24 protein-coding genes, 1 tRNA gene and 1 riboswitch are annotated in these 23,473 nt (G+C 56.7%); of the genes, 10 read left to right on the top strand and 15 right to left on the bottom strand.

The window, feature by feature from the left end:
- Positions 1 to 5: 5 nt before the first annotated feature.
- Positions 6 to 239: an acyl carrier protein gene (locus tag C1A08_RS11085; RefSeq protein ID WP_055203124.1), complete on the bottom strand. Its 234-nt coding sequence runs from the start codon at positions 237 to 239 to the stop codon at positions 6 to 8.
- 159 nt (positions 240 to 398) lie between these two features.
- On the opposite strand from C1A08_RS11085, the gene purN reads away from it, so the two are divergent.
- The 7 genes from purN to C1A08_RS11050 all read left to right on the top strand — a co-directional run bounded on the left by purN (position 399) and on the right by C1A08_RS11050 (position 5,132).
- Positions 399 to 968, top strand: coding sequence for a phosphoribosylglycinamide formyltransferase (gene purN, locus C1A08_RS11080; RefSeq protein WP_101573503.1), 570 nt, complete (start codon positions 399 to 401; stop codon positions 966 to 968).
- Between the two features lie 26 nt (positions 969 to 994).
- Positions 995 to 1,696 (top strand): dipeptidase PepE, encoded by a 702-nt coding sequence (pepE, locus tag C1A08_RS11075; protein WP_101573501.1) that lies wholly within the window; start codon positions 995 to 997, stop codon positions 1,694 to 1,696.
- A 9-nt stretch (positions 1,697 to 1,705) separates the two neighbouring features.
- On the top strand, positions 1,706 to 2,068 hold the full coding sequence (locus C1A08_RS11070) for a YraN family protein (protein WP_055203118.1): 363 nt from the start codon (positions 1,706 to 1,708) through the stop codon (positions 2,066 to 2,068).
- An 88-nt stretch (positions 2,069 to 2,156) separates the two neighbouring features.
- On the top strand, positions 2,157 to 2,819 hold the full coding sequence (locus C1A08_RS11065; RefSeq protein ID WP_101573499.1) for a Crp/Fnr family transcriptional regulator: 663 nt from the start codon (positions 2,157 to 2,159) through the stop codon (positions 2,817 to 2,819).
- Between the two features lie 6 nt (positions 2,820 to 2,825).
- Positions 2,826 to 4,055, top strand: a complete 1,230-nt coding sequence (locus tag C1A08_RS11060; RefSeq protein WP_101573497.1) for a 3-deoxy-D-manno-octulosonic acid transferase — start codon at positions 2,826 to 2,828, stop codon at positions 4,053 to 4,055.
- Positions 4,056 to 4,104: 49 nt separating this feature from the next.
- A tRNA-Gln gene (locus tag C1A08_RS11055) sits at positions 4,105 to 4,175 on the top strand.
- 684 nt (positions 4,176 to 4,859) lie between these two features.
- On the top strand, positions 4,860 to 5,132 hold the full coding sequence (locus tag C1A08_RS11050) for a hypothetical protein (protein ID WP_101573495.1): 273 nt from the start codon (positions 4,860 to 4,862) through the stop codon (positions 5,130 to 5,132).
- A gap of 82 nt (positions 5,133 to 5,214) precedes the next feature.
- On the opposite strand, the gene C1A08_RS11045 is transcribed toward C1A08_RS11050, so the two are convergent.
- From C1A08_RS11045 to thiS, 11 genes are all read right to left on the bottom strand, one after another.
- Positions 5,215 to 6,930: an acyl-CoA dehydrogenase family protein gene (locus C1A08_RS11045; protein ID WP_101573493.1), complete on the bottom strand. Its 1,716-nt coding sequence runs from the start codon at positions 6,928 to 6,930 to the stop codon at positions 5,215 to 5,217.
- Positions 6,931 to 6,959: 29 nt separating this feature from the next.
- Positions 6,960 to 7,979: an electron transfer flavoprotein subunit alpha/FixB family protein gene (locus tag C1A08_RS11040; RefSeq protein ID WP_101573491.1), complete on the bottom strand. Its 1,020-nt coding sequence runs from the start codon at positions 7,977 to 7,979 to the stop codon at positions 6,960 to 6,962.
- Between the two features lie 31 nt (positions 7,980 to 8,010).
- Positions 8,011 to 8,889, bottom strand: a complete 879-nt coding sequence (locus C1A08_RS11035) for an electron transfer flavoprotein subunit beta/FixA family protein (protein WP_101573489.1) — start codon at positions 8,887 to 8,889, stop codon at positions 8,011 to 8,013.
- 172 nt (positions 8,890 to 9,061) lie between these two features.
- Positions 9,062 to 10,258 carry an aspartate aminotransferase family protein gene (locus C1A08_RS11030; protein WP_055203166.1) on the bottom strand — a complete coding sequence of 399 codons (1,197 nt, stop codon included), beginning with the start codon at positions 10,256 to 10,258 and terminating at the stop codon, positions 9,062 to 9,064.
- 128 nt (positions 10,259 to 10,386) lie between these two features.
- Complete coding sequence (locus C1A08_RS11025) at positions 10,387 to 10,719, bottom strand: hypothetical protein (RefSeq protein WP_101573487.1); 333 nt, start codon at positions 10,717 to 10,719, stop codon at positions 10,387 to 10,389.
- Positions 10,720 to 10,963: 244 nt separating this feature from the next.
- Positions 10,964 to 11,278: a MazG nucleotide pyrophosphohydrolase domain-containing protein gene (locus tag C1A08_RS11020; RefSeq protein WP_055203169.1), complete on the bottom strand. Its 315-nt coding sequence runs from the start codon at positions 11,276 to 11,278 to the stop codon at positions 10,964 to 10,966.
- Between the two features lie 17 nt (positions 11,279 to 11,295).
- Positions 11,296 to 11,748: a D-aminoacyl-tRNA deacylase gene (gene dtd, locus C1A08_RS11015; RefSeq protein ID WP_101573484.1), complete on the bottom strand. Its 453-nt coding sequence runs from the start codon at positions 11,746 to 11,748 to the stop codon at positions 11,296 to 11,298.
- 88 nt (positions 11,749 to 11,836) lie between these two features.
- A complete protein-coding gene (thiH, locus tag C1A08_RS11010) occupies positions 11,837 to 12,970 on the bottom strand; it encodes a 2-iminoacetate synthase ThiH (protein ID WP_101573482.1) in 1,134 nt (377 codons plus the stop codon).
- Positions 12,967 to 13,755 carry a thiazole synthase gene (locus C1A08_RS11005; protein WP_101573480.1) on the bottom strand — a complete coding sequence of 263 codons (789 nt, stop codon included), beginning with the start codon at positions 13,753 to 13,755 and terminating at the stop codon, positions 12,967 to 12,969. Before C1A08_RS11005 ends, thiH begins: the two co-directional genes overlap by 4 nt.
- 49 nt (positions 13,756 to 13,804) lie before the next feature.
- Complete coding sequence (locus C1A08_RS11000) at positions 13,805 to 15,043, bottom strand: thiamine phosphate synthase (RefSeq protein WP_101573479.1); 1,239 nt, start codon at positions 15,041 to 15,043, stop codon at positions 13,805 to 13,807.
- Between the two features lie 4 nt (positions 15,044 to 15,047).
- Positions 15,048 to 15,245: a sulfur carrier protein ThiS gene (thiS, locus tag C1A08_RS10995; RefSeq protein ID WP_055203176.1), complete on the bottom strand. Its 198-nt coding sequence runs from the start codon at positions 15,243 to 15,245 to the stop codon at positions 15,048 to 15,050.
- Positions 15,246 to 15,283: 38 nt separating this feature from the next.
- Positions 15,284 to 15,379: riboswitch (TPP riboswitch) on the bottom strand.
- 91 nt (positions 15,380 to 15,470) lie between these two features.
- On the opposite strand from thiS, the gene C1A08_RS10990 reads away from it, so the two are divergent.
- Together C1A08_RS10990 and C1A08_RS10985 are read left to right on the top strand one after the other, a co-directional pair.
- Positions 15,471 to 16,493, top strand: coding sequence for an FAD:protein FMN transferase (locus C1A08_RS10990; RefSeq protein ID WP_101573477.1), 1,023 nt, complete (start codon positions 15,471 to 15,473; stop codon positions 16,491 to 16,493).
- Positions 16,494 to 16,526: 33 nt separating this feature from the next.
- Positions 16,527 to 17,441, top strand: coding sequence for a YegS/Rv2252/BmrU family lipid kinase (locus tag C1A08_RS10985; RefSeq protein ID WP_055203180.1), 915 nt, complete (start codon positions 16,527 to 16,529; stop codon positions 17,439 to 17,441).
- Here the strand turns inward: C1A08_RS10985 and C1A08_RS10980 are convergent.
- Positions 17,430 to 18,419: a hypothetical protein gene (locus C1A08_RS10980; RefSeq protein ID WP_055203182.1), complete on the bottom strand. Its 990-nt coding sequence runs from the start codon at positions 18,417 to 18,419 to the stop codon at positions 17,430 to 17,432. The genes C1A08_RS10985 and C1A08_RS10980 overlap by 12 nt on opposite strands.
- Before the next feature lie 15 nt (positions 18,420 to 18,434).
- Positions 18,435 to 19,724 carry a phosphoribosylamine--glycine ligase gene (purD, locus tag C1A08_RS10975; RefSeq protein WP_101573475.1) on the bottom strand — a complete coding sequence of 430 codons (1,290 nt, stop codon included), beginning with the start codon at positions 19,722 to 19,724 and terminating at the stop codon, positions 18,435 to 18,437.
- 520 nt (positions 19,725 to 20,244) lie between these two features.
- On the opposite strand from purD, the gene C1A08_RS10970 reads away from it, so the two are divergent.
- Complete coding sequence (locus C1A08_RS10970) at positions 20,245 to 21,246, top strand: 2-hydroxyacid dehydrogenase (protein ID WP_055203185.1); 1,002 nt, start codon at positions 20,245 to 20,247, stop codon at positions 21,244 to 21,246.
- 214 nt (positions 21,247 to 21,460) lie between these two features.
- Here C1A08_RS10970 and C1A08_RS10965 read toward each other — a convergent pair whose 3' ends face one another.
- Positions 21,461 to 23,386, bottom strand: coding sequence for a glycoside hydrolase family 127 protein (locus C1A08_RS10965; protein WP_180951575.1), 1,926 nt, complete (start codon positions 23,384 to 23,386; stop codon positions 21,461 to 21,463).
- Between the last annotated feature and the right edge of the window lie 87 nt (positions 23,387 to 23,473).

Below are 23,473 nucleotides of genomic sequence, written 5' to 3'. Positions count from 1 at the left end.
CTTAATTATTTCTTGGCAGAAATGTAGTTAATAGCATCACCTACGGTGGTGATCTTTTCAGCATCTTCGTCCGGAATCGAAATCTCGAATTCCTTTTCGAATTCCATGATCAATTCCACGGTGTCCAGCGAATCCGCGCCCAGGTCATTGGTAAAGCTTGCGGCGGGAACAACTTCAGCAGCATCAACGCCGAGCTTGTCAACGATGATCTCAACCACTTTTGATGAAACGTCTGACATAATCAAATTAGTTTAAGTTTAACAATTGTGTTTATTCCAAAAATAACTTTATATTTCAAAGCCAAATTTTTGCAAAAGTAACACTTTTTCGATTATTTTTGATAATTCTTTCTTTTTTTTACGGATACGACACGTTAACTATCGCATAAAAATCTAAAAATGAAGAAAATAGCCATTTTCGCATCCGGGTCGGGTTCCAACGCGGAAAACATCGCCGGCTACTTCGCCGCCGGAAATACGGCCCGCGTCGAACTGATATTGACCAACAGACCGGATGCCAAAGTGCTCCGCCGCGCCGAGAAACTGCAGATCGAATCGGTCGTATTCGACCGGGACACCTTCTATAATAGCGACCGGATCGTCGTGCTGATGCGCCGGCGGCAGATCGATTACGTCGTATTGGCCGGATTCTTGTGGCTGGTACCCGAAAACCTGCTGACCGCTTACCCGAACCGGATCGTGAACATCCATCCGGCCCTGCTGCCGCGCCACGGCGGCAAGGGTATGTACGGAGACCGGGTGCACCGCGCGGTCGTGGAGGCCGGAGACCGGGAAACAGGAATCACGATCCACCGCGTCAACGAGCGCTACGACAGCGGCGACATCCTGGCTCAGTACCGCGTGCCGGTAACCGAAACCGATACGCCGGAGACGGTAGCGGCCAAAGTCCACGCGCTGGAATACGAGCACTTTCCGGCAGAAATAGAAAAAGAGATCGCCCGATTGTAAAGGCGTCTCGTAAAACACAGTATATCATGCGTCTACTGCTTATCAGTAATTCGACCAATGCCGGCGAAGGGTTTCTCGAATATCCGGTCGGACAGATCCGGGAGTTCCTGGGCCCTGTCCGGGAAGTGCTGTTCATCCCTTACGCCGCCGTTACGTTCTCTTACGACGACTACCAGAGCAAAGTACAGGCACGATTTTCGGAACTGGGCGTCGAGGTGCGTTCCGTACACCGCGAAAGCAACCCGGCCCGCGCCGTGCGTGCGGCCGAAGCGGTCGTCGTCGGCGGCGGTAACACGTTCGCGCTGATCCGGGCCATGCAGCAACAGGGCCTCGTGCAGGCAATCCGCGAACGGGCCTTCGACGGTATGCCCTATATCGGATGGAGCGCCGGCAGCAACGTGGCCTGTCCGACAATCTGCACCACGAACGACATGCCGATCGTCGAACCGGCGTCGTTCATCGCCGCCGGACTGGTCAAATTCCAGATCAATCCGCATTATACGGACGCCCATCCCGACGGTCATGCCGGCGAAACCCGCGAACAGCGCATTCTGGAATACATCGCTGCGAATCCGGAAACTTACGTCGCCGGACTGCGCGAAGGGTGCATGTTGCGGGTCGAAGGCGACCGGCTGTCGTTGATCGGCAACCGCCCGATGCGGATCTTCCGTTGCGGGACGCAGCCGTTCGAGGTGCATCCGGACGAAGACCTGAGTTTTCTGATGTAACTTCGCGGCATGTCGTCGATACGTATTGGACAACGCGGCGAGGAGATCGCCGCCCGCTTTCTCCTTTCGGAAGGTTTCGACCTGCTGCACCGCAACTGGCGCAGCGGCCGTTACGAGCTGGACATTGTCGCCCGTAAAGAGGGCGTGTTGCACATCGTGGAAGTGAAATCCCGGAAGGCGGACGGACTGACCGCGCCCGAAGAGGCCATGACCCGGAAAAAATTCAACGCGCTGTTCCGGGCCGCACAGCAATACGTCGCCCTGTACCGGATCGACGCGGATACGCAGTTCGACTTAATCGCCGTCGACCTGCTGCCCGATTCCACGCACCGGCTGCGCTACATTCCGAACGCGATGGTTCCGCGCTGGTAACCGCCGATCTGCCGAAACCGCTTGGCGGAATGAAGAAAAAGTAGTAACTTCACGCATTATTAGAGAACCTTTTAAATCTGTGAAGGATATGTATGCGATATTGGCTCAGTGCCCGCTGTTCAGAGGTCTGACGGCGGAACAGATCGGGGAAACGATCGGTGAAAGGGGCGAATTCTCCCTGACCGAATACAAGGATAAAGACTGCATCGCCCACCGGGATACCGCCTATTCGGGCCTGATGATCATCCTGAAAGGACGGGTGCACGGAGAGATGGTTTCGGGCGGCAAAACGATCGTGGTAGACCCGATCGAGGCTCCGCAGTTGATCGCCCCCGCTTTCCTGTTCGGCGGTTACAACAAACTGCCGATCGACGTGATCGCCGACGGCGACGTAACGATCATGACGCTGCACCGGGGCTATATTTTCGAATTGATGCAGGCCAACGTGCTGATTATGTCGAACTTCATCGACATCATTTCGAACCGCGCCAACGTCTGGTCGAAAAAAATCTTTTTCCTGTCGTTCCGGTCGCTGAAAGAGAAAGTCGCCACTTACCTGCTGGAACACACTTCCGAAGAATCCGGCTCGGTACCGGTGCCCGACATCCGCGAAATCGCCGAATATTTCGACGCCACGCGCAGCGCGCTGCAAACCGTACTCATGGAATTGGAAAAGAAACACCTGATCCGATCCGAAGCGTCGTCGATTGCCGTACTGAACCGCAAAGGGTTGCGGGATATTCTCAAATAACGACCGATGCGGCTGCTCTACAACTCTGGCATCTATTTGACAAACGCCGCGATACGGCTTGCCGCCCTGTTCAACCCCAAAGCGCGACTCTGGGTGCGGGGACGGAAGGGCATTTTCGACAAACTGGCCCGGACGGTGGACTCCGGAGCCGACATCGCATGGTTCCATGCCGCTTCGCTCGGCGAATTCGAACAGGGACGGCCGGTGATCGAAGCGTTCCGCAAAGCGTGTCCGGGTTACAAGATACTGGTCACCTTCTTTTCTCCGTCCGGCTACGAGATCCGCAAAAACTACCCCGGAGCCGACTACATCTTTTACCTGCCGCCCGACACCCCGCGCAACGTGCGCCGTTTCATGGCGATCGTGCGGCCTAAAATCGCCGTTTTCGTCAAATACGAATTCTGGGTCAACTACCTGCTGGCGATGAAACGGGCGGGCACGAAACTCTACTTGATCTCGTCGATATTCCGCGACGGACAGATTTTCTTCCGTCCTTACGGCGGACTTTTCCGCAGCGCGCTGAGAGCTTTCCGGCATATCTTCGTCCAAAACGACTCTTCGCGAAATTTGCTGAAAAGCATCGGCATCGAGCAGGTCAGTGTGGCGGGCGACACCCGCTTCGACCGGGTATACGAAATCGCGCAGCAAGCGAAACGGCTACCCGAAATCGAACGGTTCGCGGCAGACGCCCCGGTATTTATCGCCGGCAGCACATGGCCGCCCGACGAAGAATTGTTAGTGGGATTGATCGAACGGTATCCGGACGTGAAATTCATCGTCGCGCCGCACGAAATCGATCCCGCACGGATCGAAAAGTTCTGCGAGCGTATTTCCCGCCCGGCGCTGCGCTACACGCAGCTGACTCCGCAAAGCGACCTCGCCGCAGCGGGCGTCCTGTTCGTCGATACGATCGGGATCCTGTCGTCCGTCTACCGCTACGGCCGCTGGGGATACATCGGCGGAGGTTTCGGCGCCGGGATACACAATACGCTGGAAGCGGCCACCTTTGGACTGCCGCTGGCTTTCGGACCCCGTTACGGGAAATTCAGGGAGGCACGCGATCTGGTGACGCTGCGCGGTGCGGCGAGTATCGCCTCGGCGGAAGAACTGGAACGATGGTTCGCAGGCCTGCACGACGATCCGGACGCCACGGGACGCAGCGGAACGATTTGCAAGGAGTATGTATTGCAGCACAAAGGAGCTACCGCCCGGATCATGGACGAAATTTGCAGATAAAAATTTCTTGCACTATATTTGTCGCTCGAATCCGGTTCTGAAATAAGTTTGACCCATGGTGTAATGGTAACACAGCAGATTTTGGTTCTGTCGTTCCAGGTTCGAATCCTGGTGGGTCAACAAGACTACATCGTAAACGCTTAACTTTTAACGAGTTGAGCGTTTATTCTTTTAACGGGTACAACATAGGTAAAACATTGCATTTTTGCGTCTTTTTAAAGATATTTATATGTATATCAACCGAATATGTTTATAAATATATAGAATTAGTTTCATAACTTCTGCCTACTATTTTATGCAAACCATGTGTCCCGTCGTACTCCGGTACCGACCGGCCGCAAGGTCAACTTCGGGCGTCCGCCCCGCGACAGGTTATCCCGTTTCTGTTTTTATTTGCCGTTTCGTATACTCGGGAATTAAAATTTTGTATCTTTGCTCTTGCGAATCATATATTTATTAATTGTTACTATGGTGCTCGATAAAGCAACCAATTTAAAAAGGTATGCGCAGAGCTGTTGGGGTTTAGCGACCCGCGAATGGCACTTTATTGAGCCTGTAACAAGGGGATATATGGTTCGCAACTGCGCATTTTTTATTTTATGCGAACCATGTATCCCGTCCGTACTCCGGTACCGACCAGCCGCAAGGCCAACTCCGGGCATCCGCCCCGTGACAGGTTATCCCGTTTCCGTTTTTATCTGTTGATCTGACAAATGCCTGTCGGTCAATACTTGATTCGCTTCGCCGCAGTCCGTGCGCGGCAAGGCCGGGACTTTTATTCCCTAAACTTTTAAAATTGATAAAATGGAATGGCTCGACCTGCACACGCTGACGACGCTGCTGCTGCGTATGCGGACGATCTCGCCCGAGTTGTACCTGCTGCTCGATCCCGAACAGACCTCCAACAGCCGGATGCTGAGCCGGCTGGACGTATACCGCAGGGATGCGCTTTTCCTGTTCCGGTGCGGCCCGTGCCGGGCCGAGATCGGCGGATACGTCGAACGGACGCAGAAAATGAAGGAACTGATCGAACGGCTGTGTAAAGCGCGTCTCGCGCTTTACAATGAACGCCGCTGACCGTGAAGTTTGAATAGAAGCGGGGCCTCCGGGAAATCTTCACGATTCCCGGAGGCCCCGCCCGTTAAACGGGATATGGAAATCAGAGCTCCTCTTCCTTGACGGCGGAGATCAGATCCAGATCGGCCAGCGTCGAACTTTCGATGTAGCGTGCCGCCGCGCTGTTCTGAGCCTCTGCGTATTTCACGTAGAGTTCCGCGGAGTTGCGGTAGTCTTCCACTTCGCCGGCCTGGCGCATCAGCAGGTAGCTGATGATGATGTGCGCGGCCATCTCCACCATGCGGCGGGCATGGAAGTCGATAAACTCGTTGTTCTCGGCCGAAACGACCTTCTGGACGCTCTGTTCGTACTCTTCGCGCAGGGCGACCAGCTTTTCGTGCAGGTGTTTCTGTTCGTAGGTCTGGGCCTCGTATTCCTTGATCTGGGCGAGGTAGGTGCCCGTGGTGACGTGGCGGATCGCCGCAACGACCTGCAACTGCGAAGTGCCCTCGTAAATGTTCGTGATACGCGCGTCGCGGTAAATGCGCTCGATCGGGTAGTCTTTCATGTAGCCCGAGCCGCCGAAAATCTGGATCGCATCGTAGGCCAGCGAGTTGCAGTATTCGCTGCTCATCAGCTTCAGCATCGGTGTGAAGGCGTCCGCAAGCCGGGTGTAGGCTTTCATCTCGGCGCGTTCTTCCGGCGTGAGCTTGCGGTCGTGGCTGATGTGGGTGAGGTCTTTGTAGATCTCTACGAAACGGGTCGTCTCGTACAGCATCGCGCGCGATCCCTGCAGTTTGGCCTTCATGTTCGCCAGCAGTTCGCGGATTGCCGGGAATTCGATGATCGCCTTGCCGAACTGCTGACGTTCGCGGGCGTATTTCAACGCTTCGCGGTAAGCGGCTTCCGACAGGCCGGTCGATTGCGCGCCGATGCCCAGACGGGCTGCGTTCATCAGCGACATCACGTATTTGATCAGCCCCATCTTCCGGTCGCCGACCAGTTCGGCCGGGGCGTTCGTGAAGACCAGCTCGCAGGTCGGCGAACCTTTGATACCGAGTTTATTCTCGATGCGGCGCACCTTTACGGCCATGTGGTTGCGGTCGTAAACGAACATCGACAGTCCGCGCGCGTCGGCCGTTCCCTCTTCCGAACGGGCCAGCACCAGCGAGATGTGTCCGTCGCCGTTGGTGATGAACCGTTTCACGCCGTTCAGCAACCAAGTCCCTTTCGCTTCGTCCCAGTGGGCCTTTAGCATTACGGCCTGCAGGTCGCTGCCGGCGTCGGGCTCGGTCAGATCCATCGCGCAGGTTTCGCCCCGCGATACGCGCGGCAGGTATTTCGCTTTGATCTCTTCCGAAGCAAACTCGTTCAGCGTTTCGGCGCAGTCCTGCAAACCCCAGATGTTTTCGAATCCGGCGTCGGCGCGGGCTACCATTTCGTTCGCCATCACGAAGTAGATCAGCGGAAAGTTCAGTCCTTCGTACTTGCGCGGCAGCGTCAGGCCGAACAGACCGGCTTTGTTCAGCGCCTCGATGTTCCGGGCCGTTCCCGGGGCATAGACCACATGGTCGTCCACCACCTTCGGGCCTTCGTGGTCGACGCCTTCGGCGTTCGGGGCGATCACGTCGCCGCAGACCTCGCCGATGATTTCCATCACGCGGCGGTAGCTGTCCTGCGCGTCCTCGAAATCGGTCGGCGCATAATCGTATAAATCCTTGTCGGCATAGCCTTTCTCCTTGAGTTCCACGATCCGCTTCATCAACGGATGGTTCATGTGGTACTGGAGGTCTTTATTGTCTAAAAAGAAATTAGCCATCGTTTATTGTGAATTAGGCACGTCGTGCGTTATTTCGAGTTCTGTTTGTAGTATTTGATCATTTTCGGGATCACTTCCGTCACGTCGCCCGTGATCGCGTAATCCGCGATTTTGTTGATCGGCGCGTCCGGATCGGTATTGATCGAGATGATCATCGACGATTGATCCATACCGGCCGTATGCTGGATCTGGCCCGAGATACCGCAGGCGATGTACAGTTTCGGACGCACCGTAACGCCGGTTTGTCCGACCTGCCGGCCGTGTTCGGCCATTCCCGCGTCGACCGCCGCGCGCGAAGCGCCTACCTCGGCGCCCAGCACGTCGGCCAGTTCGAACAGCAAGTCGAAATTCTCTTTCGATCCCATGCCGTAACCGCCGGCTACGATCACCGGAGCGCCCTTGATATTGATCTTGCGCTCTTCGATCTGCCGGTCGATGATCCGTACGACGAAATCCGAGTCGTTCACGTATTTCTTCGGATCGACTTTTTTAACGATGCCTTTACCCGGCGTTTTGGCCTTTTCTTTCTTCATCACGCCTTCGCGGACGGTGGCCATCTGCGGACGATGATCCGGATTGATGATCGTCGCGATGATGTTGCCGCCGAATGCAGGACGGATCTGGTAAAGCAGGTTTTTATACTCTTTGCCGCTTTTCACGTCGGTGTGCGAGCCGATTTCGAGGCTCGTGCAGTCGGCCGTCAGGCCGCTGTGCAGCGTCGACGATACGCGCGGGCCGAGGTCGCGTCCGACCGGCGTGGCGCCGAACAGCGCGATCTGCGGTTGCTCTTCCTTGAAAATCCCGCAGACGACCGCCGCATGCGGCAGCGTGCGGTACGGGGCGAGGCATTCGCAGTCGGCAACGTGCACCCTGTCGGCGCCATATTCGGCCAGTTCTTTTTCAATTCCGGCGAGGTTGTGTCCCAGCGCCAGCGCTTCGAGTTCGCACCCGAGCGTGTCGGCCAGCACGCGGCCTTTGGTCAGTAGTTCCAGCGACACGTCGGCCACCTTGCCGTCCTCGATTTCGCAATATACAAATATGTTGTTCATCAATATGCGTTTTATCAGTTTACGATTCGGGTTATCCTAAGGTATGACTGGCGATCAGTTCCTGCATCAGGGAGTCGATGTCCTGGTCGGAAGCGGTCAGCTTCTTGGCTTCCTTGGCGGCGAACACCACGTTCTCGATCTTTTTAACCTTGGTCGGAGAGCCGGAGAGGCCCAGTTGCCGGTCGTCGGCATCGACGTCGGCTACGTTCCATTCGGTAATATTCAGGTACGGGCGCTGTGCGCGCAGGTCGGCGTAGCAGCCCACTTCGTCCTGCTGGCATTCGCTCGGCGTAATCGCATATTTGTATTTCATCACCAGTTTGGCGTGGCGCGGACGGCATTCAGCGGCCGAGCCGTTGACCGTCATTACCAGCGGCATACGGCAAGCTACCGTTTCGATGCCGTGTTCGAGCCGGCGACGGATCACCAGTTCGTCGCCTTCCACGCCGACGATCTCTTCGGCGTAGGTTACCTGCGGCAGGTTCATCTTCTCGGCGACCTGCGGGCCTACCTGGGCGGTGTCGCCGTCGATGGCCTGGCGGCCGGCGATGATGATGTCCGGGTTCATTTTGGCTGCGGCGCGGGACAGAGCGTAGGAAGTGGCCAGCGTATCCGATCCGGCGAATTTGCGGTCGGTCAGCAGTACGCCGCCGTCGGCTCCGCGGAACATGCCTTCGCGGATAATTTCCGCCGCCCGTCCGGGGCCCATCGTCAGGATGTCGACGCGGCTGCCGGGAAACATGTCCTTCAGGACGAGGGCCTGTTCGAGCGCGTTGAGGTCTTCCGGGTTGAAAATGGCCGGCAAGGCTGCGCGATTCACCGTTCCGTCGGCTTTCATGGCGTCTTTGCCGACGTTGCGGGTGTCGGGAACCTGTTTGGCCAGAACAACTATTTTCAACGTTTTTTTCATTGTTGAGTTTGTTTATTTAGTGATTAGTTTTGCTCGGAAAAATCAGTCATAACCTTGCAAAATTAAGACTTTTTTGCGAATATCAAACCATTCGGTTTTAAAACCGCCGGAGAGCGTTCGCCGTCCATTTGCAACGGATATCCCGGCTTCGGCACGGAGCGTCGGGGAAAGGCTATTCGGCAGCTCCGTTCAGCACTTCCAGCAGAATCTCGCAGGATTCGCGGATCTCCGCGTCGGTGATTGTCAGCGGCGGGGCGATCCGCATTGCCGTGTCGTGAAACAGGAACCATTCGGTCATCAGCCCCCGGTCGATCGCCCGCAGCACGATCCGCGCGGTCAGTTCGCTGTCGCCGAATTCGACGCCCAGCAGCAGACCCGTCCGCCGGATTTCGCGGACGAGCGGATGTCCGGCGAGCAGGCTTTCGTACAACGCTCCTTTTGCGTCGGCCTGTTCCGTCAGTCGTTCGGACAGGATGTATTCCAGGGCGGCGAGCCCGGCGGCGCAGCAGACCGGGTGTCCGCCGAACGTGGTGATGTGGCCCAGTACCGGGTTGGTTTTCAGCACCGACATGATTCGATTCGACGCGATGAACGCGCCCAGCGGCATACCGCCGCCGAAAGCTTTCGCCGTGCACAAGATGTCCGGGACGATGCCGTACTGCTGGAAAAAGTAGAGGGTGCCGGTACGTCCGAGTCCGGTCTGGATTTCGTCGTAGATCAGTAGCGTTCCGGTCTGGTCGCACCGGTCGCGTAGCGCCTGCAGGTAGTCCCGGTCGGCCGGGAAAATACCGCCTTCGCCCTGTACCGGTTCGATGATGACGCAGGCCGTGCGCGGAGTGACGTATCGCAGGTCTGCGGGTTCGTTGAACCGGATTTGCCGGGTGTCCGGCAGTAGCGGGCGGTATGCGTTGCGGTACTCCTCTCCGCCCATCACGCTGAGCGAGCCGTGCGTACTGCCGTGGTAAGCGTTCTTGTAATAGATGATTTCGGTTCGTCCGGTATAGCGTTTGGCCAGTTTCAACGCCCCTTCGACCGCTTCGCTGCCCGAATTGACGAAATAAACCGTGTCGAGCGGATCGGGCAGCAGCGATGCGATGCGCTGTGCGTAGCGTACCTGAGGCGATTCGACCGCTTCGCCGTAGACCATTAGGTGCAGGTAGTCCTGCGCCTGCGAGCAGATCGCGTCGATTACCTGCCGGTTGCCGTGCCCTACGGCGCTGACCGAGACGCCGGAGATCAGGTCGATCCACCGTTTCCCGTCTCGCCCGTACAGGTAGATTCCTTCGGCGCGCTCCACTTCGAGCATCATCGGGTTATCGGATGTCTGTCCGACGTGTTCGAGGAACAGTTGTCTGAGATTTGTCGTCATGTCCGCATGATTTTACCGGCAAAGATACGAAAATCATCGGCCCGCCGGTTCGCTCCGGGGCAATCAGTCCGGCGGGATGCGTTTCCGGACGTTTTTGTTGAAAAAGCGCCAGATGTTGAATTTGGAACTTACTTCGACCGCGTCCAACGCCTAATCGGGCTGCATTCGAGCGTACATTCGGATTCGCCGGCCAATTCTTTTGTGTAGACCGCGAAAGCGGGCCGGGCTCCGACATAACTTGCCGGAATCGTATCGCCGATGTGCAATTTGCTATGGGGAATATTGAACGCGCCGTCCTGATCGGCGATCCCGCACACCCTGCCGTTGAGATAAATGTAGGCATAGCTGAGTTTCTTTTCTCCTGAAACGGCTTGAACCTGAAAGTTCTGTGCTTGCAGCGCGACCGTCCAGCCCAGTGCGACGAGCGATAGTATAAAGGCTTTCGTAATCAATATTTTCAAAGTACATGGCTGTGCGCTTCTCAAAGTTAAGAAAATATTGTTTTTAATACGAAGACTGTTCGTTTTTTGAAAATAGGGTGTGTATTGTTGAAATGTGATTGTTTGTCGCGGGGCTTGCCGGCCGGTGTACGGATGATGCTGTTTTGACCGGATATGCGGCGGATATTTAATAAAAGACTGTCGGAAAAACAGGCGGTTTCAAAATTGAGAAAGGAAGTTTCGCGCCGTTGCGTAACCGACGGATTTATTTTTTCTTCGGAGAGGACAGGTGGCTCTGCTGGTTGCTTTTACGTTCGAGGGCGTTGATCAGCGATACGGTCAGGTCGACGCCCGTCTGGTTGGCGACGTTCACCAACGCCCACAGGATATCGCCGATCTCGTCCGAAACCTCGTACCGGAAATTCGGCTCATTGGCGTGATCGTTGAAACGGCGCACCATCACGCGGGTCAGTTTGCCGATCTCTTCGGTCAGCAGCGCCATGTTGGTCAGTTCGTTGTTGCGGACGTTGTTTTTCGCCGTCCAGGTTTCGATCAGTTCCTGAGCCTCTTTGATAGTCATAGTTTTCGCGTATTAACTTATTCCCGGTTTTTGGAGTCGATCCAGATGGTTACCGGACCGTCGTTGACCAGTTCCACCTGCATATCGGCGCCGAAGACTCCCGTTTCGATCCGGTGTCCCATCGCCCGTTCGACCGATTCGACGAACCGTTCGTACAGCGGGATCGCCGTTTCGGGACGTGCAGCCCGTATGTACGACGGCCGGTTTCCTTTTTTGGTCTGTGCATACAGCGTAAACTGGCTGACGATCAGTATGTCGGCCCCGGTTTCCTCTGCCGACCGGTTCATCGCGCCGGATTCGTCGGCAAATATACGAAGTTTTGTCAATTTTCCGGTCAGCCACGCGATATCTTCGTCGTTGTCGGCCTCTTCGATGCCGACCAGGACGAGCAGCCCGTTGCCGATAGCGCAATGGGTTTGTTCCCCGATCGTTACCGAGGCGCGTCGTACTCGCTGGATCAGAATACGCATAATTTGTCGTTATTAAAAACAACCGGAAACAGGTAGGCCGGTTTGTCGAAGGCTCCCTGTTTCCGGCTGCGGTTTACGTTTTCGTGTCTTAAGCGGGAATATTGGCTTCCTGCATAAAGCCCGACCAGTCTTTCCAGACCGGCTCGAACCCTTTGGCCCGGACCGCGTCGAACACTTCGGTCGGCGTGCGATCGTCGTTGATGGCCCACTGTTCGAGCTCCTGCGTCGGGTGCGCATAACCGCCCGGCGTGGTTTTCGAACCGGCGCTGATGACCGTCACGCCGAACGGCAGCACCGTGTCGCGGCAGGCGGCGCTTTCGCGCGTCGAGATCGACAGTTCGACGTCTTCGCTCAGCAACCGGTAGGCGCAGATCAGTTGCAGCAGGTTGCGTTCGGTGGTCGGGTGTTCGGGATTGAACCCGTCCTCGCCGAAATAAGGGCGCAGCCGCGGGAAGGCGATCGAGTATTTCTGCCTCCAGTAACGGTTTTCGAGGTAACGGACGTGCAATGCCGTGAAGAACGCTTCGGTGCGCCAGTCCTCGAGGCCGATCAGGTTGCCGACGCCGACCTTGTACACCCCGGCTTCGCACAACCGGTCGGGCGTTTCGAGCCGGTAGCGGTAGTCGGCTTTGCGGCCGCGCAGGTGGTAGACCGGATAGCGTTCGCGGTTGTAGGTCTCCTGATAGACGTAGACCGAATGCAGGCCGTGGTCCATCAGCATCCGGTATTCGTCCGTTTCGAGCGGCTGCACTTCGAGCGAGATCTGCTGGAAATACTGTTTGACGATCTCCATCGAATCGGCCATGTATTGTACGCTCGATGAGCGCGGCGCTTCGCCCGTCACCAGCAAGATGTGTTCGAACGGATCTTTTTTGATGGCCTGGCATTCGGCGTGGATTTCGTCCGGCGTGAGGATCGCGCGGTGGATCTTGTTCGTGCAGTTGAAACCGCAGTAAACGCAGTGGTTCTGGCAAATATTCGCGAGGTAGAGCGGGATGTACAGTTGCATCGTGTTGCCGAAACGGCGGCGAGTGATGCGGTAGCTTTTGGCGGCCATTTCGTTCAGGTACTTGTCCGCCGCGGGGGAAACGAGCGCCGCGAAGTCGTCCATCGACGGGCGGTCGTGACTCAGGGCGCGTTCTACGTCGGCCTCGGTCGAGGCGTAGATCTTACGCCGCGTGGTTTCCCAGTCATACTGGAGAATGATGTCGTAGTAACTCATTGTTGCAAACCTTTAATGCCTTCCAAAAACGGGTTTAACGGGCTGGTGGCCGATGCGGCGGTCGTTTGCGGCGCGAGCTGCGCCTCGTATGCCATGCGTCCGGCTTCGACGGCCATTTTGAAAGCGACGGCCATTTGTACCGGGTCCTGCGTTACGGCGATTGCGGTGTTGACCAGTACGGCCGACGCGCCCATCTCCATCGCTTCGGCGGCGTGCGACGGAGCGCCGATTCCGGCGTCGACGACGACCGGGACGTTGCTCTGTTCGATGATGATTCTCAGCAGGTCGCGGGTTTTCAGTCCCCGGTTCGATCCGATCGGGGCGCCCAGAGGCATGACGCAGGCCGTGCCTACCTCTTCGAGCCGTTTGCACAGTACCGGGTCGGCGTTGATGTACGGCATCACGATGAAGCCGTCTTTTACGAGCTGTTCGGCCGCGGCCAGCGTTTCGATCGGGTCGGGCAGCAGGTAGCGAGGATCGGGATGGATTTCGAGTTTGATCCAGTTCGTCCCGAGCGCTTCGCGCGCCATCTGCGCGGCGAAAACCGCTTCTTTGGCATTGCGTACCCCCGATGTGTTCGGCAGCAGGTTGACTCCCGGCAGGTGCAGGTGACTGAGCATGTCGTCCTGCGGGTTTTCGAGTTCTACTCGTTTCAGCGCGACGGTTACCAGTTCGCTGCCGCTGGCGGCGGTGGCTTTGCCCATTAGTTCCGCGGATGAAAACTTCCCGGTTCCGACGAAGAGCCGCGAGTGAAACGTTTTGTTTCCGATAATTAAATTTTCCATTGTTTTATAATAACGTATTGTTTTGTTATCTGTCGGCCCGGCCTGCGGTTCATGCGTTCCGGATTGCGTTCAGAAAATTCGCGGTCGTCGTGGCGGGCGAGTCCGCGCGGGCGATCGCTCCGCTGAGGGCGATCCCGTCGACCCCCGTCCGCATGATCTGCGGTATATCCGGCAGTTCGATGCCGCCGATCGCCACGACCGGCAGGGGGATATTTTCCGTCCGCATACGTCCGAGGATCGTGCGGTAACCCTCCGTGCCGAGCACCGGCGACAGGTTTTTCTTGGTTGTCGTGAAACGGAAGGGTCCCAGTCCGACGTAGTCGGTTTCGCCGTCGTTGCGCGCTACGATCTGTTCGAAGGTGTTGGCCGTCGAACCGATAACCGCTCCGTCGCCGATAATCCGCCTCGCTTCGATGGGCGGCATATCGGCTTGACCGAGGTGCACGCCGTCGGCGCCGATCGCGACCGCCAGTTGCGGCGCATCGTTGACGACGAGCACGGCCCGGCGTTTCCGGCACAGGGCGAGCATCTCTTTGCCCCGGCAGACGATAACCTCTGCGGAGGCGTCTTTCATCCGCAGTTGGATCCAGCGTCCGCCCGCGTCGAGGAATTGCGCGGCGACGGAGAGGTCGCCGTCCGAGATCAGTTGTAGCGTTCCTCCGGCCGCTTTCCATTTGCGGTTTAGGATATGGTAATTTTTCAGGGTGCGTTCGGTATTGACAGCCTTTTCGTCCGCGCTCCATGCGGCCCCGAGTACGGCGGCCCCGTCGAATCCGATCCGCCTTACCCGTGCGATGTTCGCCGGACGGATCCCGCCGAGCGCGACGATCCTCCCTTTGCGGCGCCGTAACCGTTCGGCGGCTTCCGCCGGGTCAATCGCGCTGCGGTAGCCCGGCTTCGAGATCGAATCGAACAGCGGGCTCAGAAATACGTAGTCCGCGTCTGTCGCCGCGCGTTCCGCTTCCGTCCAGCCGTGCGCCGAACAGCTCCGCCGCAGCCCTTCGCCGGCTCCGGCAAGCAGTTCTTCGATGCGCAGGTGCACGCCTCCGAGCCCGTATTTGCGGGCCAGCGGTTCGTTGTAGTGAATCGTCAGCCGCGACATGTCCGCGCCGAGGGCCTGCAACGTTTTCAGCAACTCTTCGATTTCCGGTTCGGACGCCTCCGGCTTGCGGATATGGATGACGGAAACTCCTGCGCCGCACAGTGCGGCCAGCGTCTCCGCCTCGTTTTTCAGAATACGGGGCAGCGTGATCAGGATCGGGGATTCCGGGAAAATATCTGCAACCATTGTTCTATCCTCCCTGTGTGGCGCGGATCAGCGTGATTTCGGCCTGGTCGGCGACCGGCGTAGCGTCCCACTCGTCGCGGCGGATTACGCGGAGCCCGATGGCGACGGCCAGCCCGGCGGTAGCGATCGACTGTTCTGCGATCAGTTCCGAAAGGGTCGACGCCTGCGTCGGGGTTTTCACTCCGTTCAGAAATATTTCCATACGAAAAACGATTTGCAGAAAGAGAGGCGGCGAATGCGCTATCCTTTGGAAAAACTCCCTCCGACGGTATTAACCGTATCAGGTGTTGGGGTTTGATCTCAGCCGCCGGTTCTGCGGCACCCCCGTCTTCCTTCCTTGATTTGTCCTGCAAAGTAATAAAAAATAATTCGTATATTGTGGAAAATAAATAAATTTGTGCGATGTTCGAATGTTAAAACGCTGATAATGAAATTTAAAATTGGTTTGCTTGGGATTGTTGCGCTGGCTGTGGCCGCATGCGGCGGAGTGAAGAAAGACAATCGGGTAACCGTAATCGACGGTTTCGCACAGGGGGGAACTTATCATATCGTGATAAAAAGCGACCGGCCGGTAGATTTGAAAGGTCAGGTGGACAGTCTGTTGCGTGAGATCGACAATTCGATGTCGCTGTTCAATCCCGATTCGCGGCTCAGCCGCCTGAACCGCAACGAGACCGATTCGGTGGATGCGTTCATTGCGGGTTGCATCGCCGAAGCCGAGCGGCTGAGCCGCGAGACGGACGGCGCATACGACATCACGGTCAAACCGCTTACGGCGGCTTACGGGTTTGCAGGCGATTCGGTCGTGCAGCAGCCGAACGTCGATTCGCTGTTGCGATTCGTCGGGTATCGGAAAATCGCGGTCGATGGCGGCCGGTTGCGGAAAGAAGATCCGCGGATGCAGCTCGACCTGAATTCGATCGCGCAAGGAGCGACTTCGGACTATATCGCCGCCTATTTCGACAGCCTCGGTCTGACGGATTATATCGTCGAAGTGGGGGGAGAGATTTTCTGTCGGGGGTCGAATGCCGAAGGGAAACCCTGGCGCGTCGGAATCGACCGTCCGGCCGAAGGGAACGTGCTGCCGGGGGCCGACCTGGAGACGGTGATCGGACTCAGCGGGCAGGGACTCGCCACTTCGGGCAATTACCGGAAATTCTATACCGACGACAAAGGCCGTAAGATCGTGCATACGATCAATGCCCGAACCGGCGAGCCGGTCATCAGCAACCTGCTGTCGGTAACGGTCGTGGGGCCTACCGCGACGTTGGCCGACGCTTACGGCACGGTTTGTATGATCCTCGGCCTCGAAAAAAGCAAGGAGTTCCTGGCCGGGCATCCGGAGTTGCACGCTTACCTGATCTATTCGGACGACCGGGGAAACTATCAGACCTATCTTACTCCCGGAATGGAGGCGATGATCGCCCGGCAGGCGTCGACCCGGCAATGACGATATCATTATGGTTCAGAAACGTGAAAAAAGATGCAGAAAGTCAGATTCATTTATAATCCCAAGTCCGGAGAAACCGTGATTTCGGAGTGGCTCGACCACATCATCGAGATTTACCAGGGGCACGGTTATACGGTCGTGCCGTACCGGCTTTGTTTCGGGGATACCGAGGAGACCGACATGTTCGACGGGGTCGATCAGAGCTACCACCACGCGCTGATCGCCGGCGGCGACGGAACGGTCAATTACGTGGTGAACGTGATGAAGCGGCGCGGGCTCGACGTTCCGGTGGCGGTGCTTCCGACCGGGACGGCCAACGATTTCGCCCATGTGCTCGGAGTGCCGTCCGATCTGGCGAAAGCCTGTCGCCGGATCCTGAACGGGGAGATCAGAACCATGGATCTGGGGCGCGCCAACGACGAATACTTCGTCAACGTGTTTAGTTGTGGGCTGTTTACCGACGTTTCGCAGAAAACGCCGACGATCCTGAAAAACACGTTCGGGAAACTGGCCTACTATTTCGGCGGGCTGGGCGAACTGCCGAATTTCCGTAAAATGCATATTTCGATCGAGTCGGCGCACGGGAATTACGAAGGTTCTTCGCTGATCTTTTTCGTATTCAACGGACGCACCGCCGGGCAGATGCGTTTCGCTTACTTGTCCGAGCCGGACGACGGCCTGCTCGACGTGATCGTTATCAAGGGCGACAGCCCGATCGAGACGATCCGGACGATTTTTCATTTCATCAAGCGCAACAATGGCAGCTACCCTCCGGGCGTGGTGTATTTCAAGAGCGACGACGTGACGTTGTATTCGTACAGCGAGGAGTCGACCGACATCGACGGACAGCCCGGGCCGCGCTTCCCGGTGCATATTACCTGCGAGGCCGGGGCGCTGCGTGTGATATGTCCCGTTGCGGATCGCCGGAAAAAACGGTCAGGGAAGTAATGCCGGAGCGAGGTTGTAAAAAACGATGCTGCCGATCAGCGCGAAATAGATCAGGCCGGGAATCCAGCCCCGGTAGCGGATGAAATAGGGCGGGATGATGATCGCCAAAGGGACGGCGATCATCGGGAAATCCTGTACCGACCGGCCCGGAAAAGCGAACGGTACCGCCGAGAAGAGCAGAATCCACAGAAAGTAGATGTAGGATTTATAGGCCCGTGTGCGGATCGTGTCCGAGCGCCGGATAAACGAGATCAGCGAAAGCACGACGGTCGTCAGGCACATTCCCCAGAAGACCGGCAGTTCCGGATGGCGCAGGACGTCGGGGAAATCTCCGCCGGCAAGCAGGTTCCCGAGGTTCCCGGCGAGCAGGCCGGTTACGTGGCCGAACGGATACCCCATTCCCCAGTAGACGTACGAGCAGATCGCCCACGGCAACAAAAAGCCGACCCATGCCACGATCCATTCGCGGCCGCCTTTTTTGAACAGGATCAACGAAACGGGCAGCAGAAACGCATAAACGACGGCGTGCGACCAGACCAGGGGTGCAAGACCGGCCAGCAGCGCCGCATTGAATAGCTTTCCGTATTGGACGGCTCTCCGGAACGAACCCAACATCTGATCGAACGAGCAGACTGCCAGCAGCGAAACGGTTATGGCGCCGAGCGCCGAGCTGCCGAAACCGCAACCGGCAGCGACGAGCAGGTAGACGATGATCGGCATGTAGCTCCGGTCGGTCAGGATCATGTTGCGGGAGACGATCCGCAGCAACAGGATGCTGTTCAGGAAAAGCAGTACGGCAGCCAGCGTTTTCGCCGCAATCGGATATGTCGCGGAGAACCGGTTCAGCAACGATCCCAGCGGCATATCGGCGCCGCCCGCCGCTGTCGGTAGCAACTCCGACCGTCCCCAAAAAAGCCCCAGGAACAGTCCGAAGAACAGCAGCGTCCAACTCAGGTTCAGGCGGGTGATCTCTCCCATGGCCTTCCCCTGCCGTTACAGCAGGTCTTTTCCGATGTCCGTGCGGTAGTATTTCCCTTCGTAGCCGATTCCTTCGATCGTTTTGTAGGATTTGCCGACGGCGTCCGTAATGTTGTCGCCGAACGACGTGACGGCCAGCACGCGCCCGCCTGCCGTAAACGTTTTGCCGCCTTTGGCCGTGGTTCCCGCATGGAAGACGATGCTGTCTGCCGTGTTGCCGAGTCCTTTGATTTCCATGCCTTTGGCATAGTCGCCCGGGTAGCCGCCGGATACGCAGACCACTGTGGCGGCGGTCGCCGGGGTGATTTTCAGTTCGTATTGGTCGAGTCCGCCGTAAGCGATGCCCTGGAACAGTTCGACGATGTCCGATTCGATGCGCGGCAGCACCGCTTCGGTTTCGGGATCGCCCATGCGGACGTTGTATTCGATCACATAAGGATCGCCCTGCACGTTCATCAATCCGATGAAAATAAATCCTTTGTAGTCGATCTTATCGGCAGAGAGCCCTTTGACGGTCGGTTCGACGATGGTCGATACGACCTTGTCCATAAATTTTGCGTCGGCGAACGGAACCGGCGATACGGCCCCCATGCCGCCGGTGTTCGGGCCGGTGTCCCCGACGCCGATCCGCTTGTAATCTTTTGCGACGGGCAGCACGCTGAAATTCTTGCCGTCGGTGGCTACGAAAACCGAACATTCGATTCCCGACAGGAACTCTTCGATCACGACCGTGTCGCCGGCGTGCCCGAAACGCCCGTTGAGCATCGTATCCAGCTCGGCTTTCGCCGTTTCGAGCGAATCGACGATCAGCACTCCTTTTCCGGCGGCCAGTCCGTCGGCTTTCAGCACGTAAGGCGCTTTCAGCGTTTCGAGAAAGGCTTTGGCTTCGTCGGCGTTTTTCTTTGTGAAACTACGGTAGGCGGCCGTCGGAATACGGTGGCGGATCATGAAATCCTTGGCGAAATCCTTACTCCCTTCGAGCCGCGCCCCGACCGTCGACGGGCCGATCACGGGGATGTTGCTGATCTGATGGTCTTCCTTGAAAAAATCGTAAATCCCTTTTACCAGCGGTTCTTCCGGGCCGACGACGACCATGTTGATGTTGTTCGACAGCACGAACTGTTTGACGGCCGCGAAATTGACCGGATTGATGTCCACGTTCGTCCCGCATACGGCGGTGCCTGCGTTCCCCGGAGCGATATACAGCCGCGCCAGCCGCTTGCTTTGAGCGATTTTCCATGCAAAGGCATGTTCACGGCCCCCTGAGCCCAATAAAAGGATATTTACTGATTCGGGATATTTCATCGGTTTTATCGTTTTATGACTGTTTTTCGAATCCGGTTGCGGACCGTCCGCTTCGGGATGCGTCTTTCGCCGGTTCCGGTCTTTTCAAAATGAATACAAAAGTAACCCTCTTCCCGGCAATTTCACCATATTTCCTGCCAAAAAAATAAACAAAATACTAAAAAACGGTCGAAACGTTTGATATTTTGTTTTTTGCGGCCCGTTTTTTCAAAAGGACATGCCGGCCGAAATCATTCGACGCAAAGGGCGGTAAGATCGTCTCCGCTTTTCACGGTTTTACTGATAAAGCCGACGGCAGACCGTGACGGATAGACCGTTTTACCAGCCGGTTTTATACTTCGGATCTGCTCCGTCGGCTTTCAGCCGTTGGATACATGGGGTAATTCTGCGGTATTGTGGAAAATGCGGTTAAATTTAAAGCGCTGCGCGGAAGATTTTCATGATATTTGTTATGATTCACCATAACCGTGAAAAGTAGAACGACTGTTTTGTCAAAAACCGATACATTAAAAAAATACAAATGAAAATAACATTTTTTGGAACACAGCCTTACGACCGGGATTCGTTCGACCGGGCCAATGCCGCCTTCGGATTCGAGTTCAACTACCACCGGAGCCATTTGAATCTCAATAATGTGGCTCTGGCGCAGGATACCGACGTCGTGTGTATTTTCGTGAACGATACGGCCGATGCCGAAACCATCGACCGGCTTGCCGCCATGGGAGTGAAGCTGATCGCATTGCGTTGCGCGGGTTTCAACAACGTGGATTTGAATGCCGCGGCAAGGCACCGCATTCCGGTGGTGCGCGTGCCGGCCTATTCGCCTTATGCCGTGGCCGAATATGCCGTAGCGTTGATGCTGGCGCTCAACCGCAAGATCCACCGCGCCTACTGGCGTACGCGCGACGGTAATTTCTCATTGCACGGCCTGTTGGGGTTCGATATGCACGGAAAAACGGCCGGAATCGTTGGAACGGGCCAAATAGCGAAGGTGTTGATCCGCATATTAAAGGGTTTCGGGTTGAATATACTGGCGTACGACCTTTATCCCGACCGGGAGTTCGCGGCGAACGAAGGAGTGGAGTACGTGCCGCTCGAACAGTTGTTCCGGCAATCGGACATCATTTCGCTGCATTGTCCCCTGACCGAGCAGACCCGGTATATGATCAATGAAAAAGCCATCGATCAGATGAAAGAAGGGATGATGCTCATTAATACGGGGCGGGGACAACTGATCCATACGGAGGCTTTGATCGAGGGGCTGAAAAAGAAAAAGATCGGTTCGGCCGGTCTCGACGTTTACGAGGAGGAAGCGGCTTACTTTTACGAAGATACCTCCGACCGGATCATGGGCGACGATATGCTGGCGCGCCTGTTGTCGTTCAACAATGTGATCGTGACCTCCCACCAGGGTTTTTTTACCCGTGAGGCGCTGGATAACATTGCGCATACGACCCTGCAAAATGTCCGCGATTTCTCGGACGGGCGGAGACTGACGAACGAAGTGCGTCCGGGAGCATAGGCCAGACTGCCGCCCGGCGAAATTTTCGGATTGTCAGATTTCCGGAATGAATACGAATCAGGCGACGGAATTTCAGAGTTTCCCGTCGCCTGATTCGTTTCCGTATGTCGTCCGGACAGACTGGAGCGTCTTGCCGGGAGGATCGTGCGTTCGATTGGAAAACACATGAACGCGTTCGTCCGTGTATCTCCGCTTTTTGGATGAATCCGGCCGTCTATTCCGTTTTTACCGGCAGCCAGGTGCATATTTTGGCTCCCTCCCATCCGTTGACCGAGGCGTAGTCGGTCATCCGGATCTCGCCGTCGGCGGTCGGAACCGCAAATTCGATCCGCGTTGTCGGCAGGGTCGGGTTCACTTTTCTGATTTTGACGATTCCGTTTTCGTCGGCGATTATTCGTACCGGCTTGTCGTAATCGGGATCGATGTTCTGGTCGCGGGCCAGTACGATCGGGCCCCAGACGACCGCCTGGAAATTATCTCCTTTGCGGTTGCTGCCGTGCGGCGCGTCGATGACGCGGCAGGTCATGTCGAAAGCGACCTCGATGCGGTCGCCGGCCTGCCATTTGCGCGTCAATTCGGCGTAGGTGCCCGGCGCGACTTCCTGCGTCTTTCCGTTCACTTTGACGACGGTATTCGCGCTCCAGGAGGGAATGCGCAATTTCAGGGTGAATTCTTCTTTCTTTTCGGGCGTGACTTCGATGATCACGTTGCCGGTCAGCGGGAAATCCGTTTCGAGGGAGAGTTTCAGCGGGCGTTTACGGGGCGTCGTCATGTCGATTTCGCTCGCATTGTACAGATTGACGATCGGCCCCCGATCGTCTTCCATGACGGCTACGTACGGAATGTAGGCCAGTCCCATCGGACCGTTGAGGTTGCAACAGGTGACGTAAAAATCGCCGAAATGCCAGCCCCAGCCGTAATTGACGACCTTGTTGCCGTTCAGCAGATTCACGTAACTGAACCCGTCGCCCGAAGGTTTCATCGCCCCGAGCAGGCCGTTATAGACGTATTTTTCGATCTCGTCCACGGGCGAGGGATCGCCGGTCAGGCGCATGATCTGGGAGCAGAATTTCAGCCAGGTTACCCCCACGCAGGTCTCCATCATGCGGGTGATGTCGGGGTTGGTTTGTTCGAAAGCGGTGTTTCCCCACGCCTCCCCGGCTACGTAGGGGTGGTAGGGCTGATCGGCCCCGGCGTTGCCGATGATGGTGATTTCGTTTTTCCGGATGTTGTCGTACAGATTCATGAATGCTTGTTTGCAGCGCTCGTCGCCCGTTGCCCGGTAGTATTCTACGACCCCTTCGAACATCGACATCATTTCGTACGCCTTGGGGTAATGGCCGCTCATCTTGTAAGGGAGAGTGTTGTCGCAGGCTTGCTGGATCAGATCGAAATGCTTGGTTCCGCCCGATTCGACGATGTACGAGGCGAAGTCCAGGTACCGTTGCTCGCCGGTCCAGTTGTACAGCCGCATGAAGGGTTCCAGCAGCGTGCTGGATTCGATGTGGCACGCTTCGTGGCCGATGTTGGTGGCGCTCCAGCCCAGATCGACGATTTCCGTTTTGGGCGCGTGTCCTATTTGCGCGATGAGGCAGTCGGCGTGTTTTTTCAACGCCTCCAGTACGGCGGGGTTCTGTTCGACCCAGCGATAGTATTCATCCAGTCCGAGCATGACGTACTTGCGCTCCCATAGGTCGCCGTTCTCCCCGCCGGGCTGCTGCTCTTCGGGCGTACAACTGATGCTGCCGTTGGGATTCTGTACCGAAAGCAGGTCTTCGACCGTCGCCTTCAGGATGCTTTTGAGTTCCGGGTCCTGGGTGTATCGGTAAAACATGCAGCCCGAGCGCACCGCTTTGCCCCACATTTCGCCGAGGGCGAATTGGGGCGCAGCCTGGGAACGGAAAAATTCCACGAATTCGCGGTAGGGCAGTTCGCCTTTGTTCCAATGTTCGATCGAGTTCCGGATGTCGTTTTCGAGAAAATTGGTCAGCCGGACGGCGCCTGCCGGAAGCGGCGCGAACCGGTCCGTAACGGTTTGCGCCGATACGAAAGGCCCCGTTCCCAGTAGTACGGAGAGGGTGCAGATGCCTGTTTTCGCAATGCGGCGGGCCGGAATCCGGCAAAAAGTAGAAAGTTTCATATCAGTTTGGTTAAATATTTTAGGTATTCCGATTTGATCCGGGTTGCGGCAATATCGAAAAAAAAATGCCGAAAAGCAACATTCCCG

Origin of the sequence: Alistipes sp. cv1, from assembly GCF_900240235.1 — a bacterium.
Taxonomy (GTDB): domain Bacteria; phylum Bacteroidota; class Bacteroidia; order Bacteroidales; family Rikenellaceae; genus Alistipes_A; species Alistipes_A hominis.
This window is presented reverse-complemented; position numbering and strand designations above follow the sequence as displayed.

Coding starts and splice junctions, on each gene's coding strand:
- C1A08_RS10970 (WP_055203185.1), top strand. CDS start 20,245: ATGAAAATAACATTTTTTGGAACACAGCCTTACGACCGGGATTCGTTC.
- C1A08_RS10990 (WP_101573477.1), top strand. CDS start 15,471: ATGAAATTTAAAATTGGTTTGCTTGGGATTGTTGCGCTGGCTGTGGCC.
- C1A08_RS11045 (WP_101573493.1), bottom strand. CDS start 6,930: ATGGCTAATTTCTTTTTAGACAATAAAGACCTCCAGTACCACATGAAC.
- C1A08_RS11040 (WP_101573491.1), bottom strand. CDS start 7,979: ATGAACAACATATTTGTATATTGCGAAATCGAGGACGGCAAGGTGGCC.
- C1A08_RS11050 (WP_101573495.1), top strand. CDS start 4,860: ATGGAATGGCTCGACCTGCACACGCTGACGACGCTGCTGCTGCGTATG.
- C1A08_RS11020 (WP_055203169.1), bottom strand. CDS start 11,278: ATGACTATCAAAGAGGCTCAGGAACTGATCGAAACCTGGACGGCGAAA.
- C1A08_RS10965 (WP_180951575.1), bottom strand. CDS start 23,386: ATGAAACTTTCTACTTTTTGCCGGATTCCGGCCCGCCGCATTGCGAAA.
- C1A08_RS11065 (WP_101573499.1), top strand. CDS start 2,157: ATGTATGCGATATTGGCTCAGTGCCCGCTGTTCAGAGGTCTGACGGCG.
- C1A08_RS10980 (WP_055203182.1), bottom strand. CDS start 18,419: ATGGGAGAGATCACCCGCCTGAACCTGAGTTGGACGCTGCTGTTCTTC.
- purN (WP_101573503.1), top strand. CDS start 399: ATGAAGAAAATAGCCATTTTCGCATCCGGGTCGGGTTCCAACGCGGAA.
- C1A08_RS10985 (WP_055203180.1), top strand. CDS start 16,527: ATGCAGAAAGTCAGATTCATTTATAATCCCAAGTCCGGAGAAACCGTG.
- dtd (WP_101573484.1), bottom strand. CDS start 11,748: ATGCGTATTCTGATCCAGCGAGTACGACGCGCCTCGGTAACGATCGGG.
- C1A08_RS11035 (WP_101573489.1), bottom strand. CDS start 8,889: ATGAAAAAAACGTTGAAAATAGTTGTTCTGGCCAAACAGGTTCCCGAC.
- C1A08_RS11070 (WP_055203118.1), top strand. CDS start 1,706: ATGTCGTCGATACGTATTGGACAACGCGGCGAGGAGATCGCCGCCCGC.
- thiS (WP_055203176.1), bottom strand. CDS start 15,245: ATGGAAATATTTCTGAACGGAGTGAAAACCCCGACGCAGGCGTCGACC.
- C1A08_RS11005 (WP_101573480.1), bottom strand. CDS start 13,755: ATGGAAAATTTAATTATCGGAAACAAAACGTTTCACTCGCGGCTCTTC.
- C1A08_RS11030 (WP_055203166.1), bottom strand. CDS start 10,258: ATGACGACAAATCTCAGACAACTGTTCCTCGAACACGTCGGACAGACA.
- purD (WP_101573475.1), bottom strand. CDS start 19,724: ATGAAATATCCCGAATCAGTAAATATCCTTTTATTGGGCTCAGGGGGC.
- C1A08_RS11000 (WP_101573479.1), bottom strand. CDS start 15,043: ATGGTTGCAGATATTTTCCCGGAATCCCCGATCCTGATCACGCTGCCC.
- C1A08_RS11085 (WP_055203124.1), bottom strand. CDS start 239: ATGTCAGACGTTTCATCAAAAGTGGTTGAGATCATCGTTGACAAGCTC.
- C1A08_RS11060 (WP_101573497.1), top strand. CDS start 2,826: ATGCGGCTGCTCTACAACTCTGGCATCTATTTGACAAACGCCGCGATA.
- thiH (WP_101573482.1), bottom strand. CDS start 12,970: ATGAGTTACTACGACATCATTCTCCAGTATGACTGGGAAACCACGCGG.
- pepE (WP_101573501.1), top strand. CDS start 995: ATGCGTCTACTGCTTATCAGTAATTCGACCAATGCCGGCGAAGGGTTT.